Here is a 1,786-nt window from a genome sequence, read left to right on the forward strand (position 1 = left end):
CAGGGCGACTCCTCCGGCGTGGGCGCGGTGGGCGCGCAGCCATTGGATGGACGGCAGGTCTTTGGGCGTGAGGACCTCCATTTCGGCGGTGGGCAGCGCGTCCAGGAGGAGGACGATGCGCACGAGTTCGTCGCTGCGTTCGGGCAGGTCGCGCATCAGGTCCGCGACGTAGGGCACGAGGTGGGGGGCGTGGGTGAGGTGGACGCCGCGCAGGCCCGTGCACAGGGACACCCAGCGACACCAGTCCGTCTGGTCCAGGGCGTAGCGCTGGGCGTCCGCGAGGACGTTGGGGGCCACGAGGATGCGGCGCGCGGCGGTCACGTCCCAGATGCCCGTCGCGGCTTTGGCGAGGGCGCGCAGCACAATGGCTTCGGCGGCCAGGACCTTGGGCGTGCGCGTATCTTCGAAGCGGTCCAGGATCGCGCCGACCCGACGGATCAGCCCGCGCCGGTCGACGACGAGCGTCTGAGACTGGGCGACCGTCGCGGAGGCCTGGGGCAGGGTGGACAGCTCCGCGAGTCGGCGGTCCGACCACGCCACCGACCGGCGTAGGCGCGCCACGACGGCGGAGGCGCCAACGCGCGAGGCCGACGGGCCCGCGTAGGACATCGAAGCGAGGACTCCCGCGACGTCGCGCGGGCCAAACGGCATATCCATGGGGTTAGTTTAGCCCGGCCAGGCCTTCCTCGAAGGCGTCCAGGTAGCCGCGCGTGGCGTAGGCGCCGTCGGTGACCTGGTCGTGGCCGATCGAGACGAGGAGGAGGCGGCCGCTGCGCGTTCGGACCGAGCCCGACAGGGAGGTGACTTCTTGGAGGGAGCCCGTCTTTGCCTGAACGTTGCCGGCGGCCGGGGCCTCGTTCATGCGTTGGGAGAGCGTGCCGACCAGGCCCGCCCAGGGCAGGAGACGCATCGTGTCCGCACCTGTTCCCTGCCCCGCGTAAGAGGCCTTGAGGACGCCGACGAGCGTGTTGGCGCTGATTTTGTCGTTACTGGACAGACCCGAGCAGTCCTCGAGGAACAGGCCGTCGGTGGGGATGCCCGCCGAGGTCAGGGTGGACGCGATGGTCGAGGTGGCGCCCTCGTAGGTGGTGGGGGCGCCGGCCGCGCGCGCGGCGAAGCGGCAGTATTGGTCGGCGAGCGTGTTGTCCGAGTGGGCGAGCATCCAGCGCAGCTGCTCCCCCATCGGCGCGGAGGAGACGGAGGCGAGGGGGGAGGCGCCCGCGGGGGGTTCCCCGGCCTCGCCGAGGCTGACGCTCACTCCCGCGGAGGTCAGTGCCGAGGCGAAGACCTGGGCGACGTGGCCGGGGGCGTCCGCGTAGAAGTCGTTCGCGCCTTCGAAGGTGCGCCCGGCGTCGATCGCCATGGGGCCGACGTGGCCCTCGTAGCTGCCGACCTCCTGGGCGTCCCAGGAGGACAGGTGGGAGGCGCCGTCGAAGAGGGTGCCCCTCCAGTTCAGGGTCACGGAGGTGACGCCGCGCTGGGCGAGGGCGGCGGCCGTGTCGTTGGCGAGCGTTTGGAGCCCGGCGCGGCCCGACACGTCGGTGTCTTCGCTGGTGCCCGCCCCCAGGAGAAGGTCGCCCTCGGAGTCGAGGTAGAGGGTCTGGCTGTCGCCGCCCAGGAGGGCGCTGGTCGACAGGGTCACGGTCGGGTCGAGGTGGGTGAGTGCGGAGAAGGCCGCGAGGGTCTTCGTGGTGGAGGCGGTCGTGTGGGCGACGGAGGCGTCCGCGTCGAGGAGGACTTCGCCGGTCTGGGCGTCGACGACGGTGCCCCACGCGACGTATCCGCC

General features: G+C 71.9%; 2 protein-coding genes. Both read right to left on the reverse strand.

From position 1 onward, the window contains the following. On the reverse strand, positions 1-657 hold a 657-nt coding region (locus tag HMPREF1138_RS09310), incomplete at its 3' end, for a hypothetical protein (RefSeq protein ID WP_009059111.1). 4 nt (positions 658-661) lie between these two features. Further along, positions 662-1,786, reverse strand: a 1,125-nt coding sequence (gene dacB / locus HMPREF1138_RS09315; protein ID WP_009059109.1) for a D-alanyl-D-alanine carboxypeptidase/D-alanyl-D-alanine endopeptidase, incomplete at its 5' end; no start/stop codon positions are given.

Origin of the sequence: Actinomyces sp. ICM58 (assembly GCF_000283035.1) — a bacterium.
Lineage (GTDB): Bacteria > Actinomycetota > Actinomycetes > Actinomycetales > Actinomycetaceae > Pauljensenia.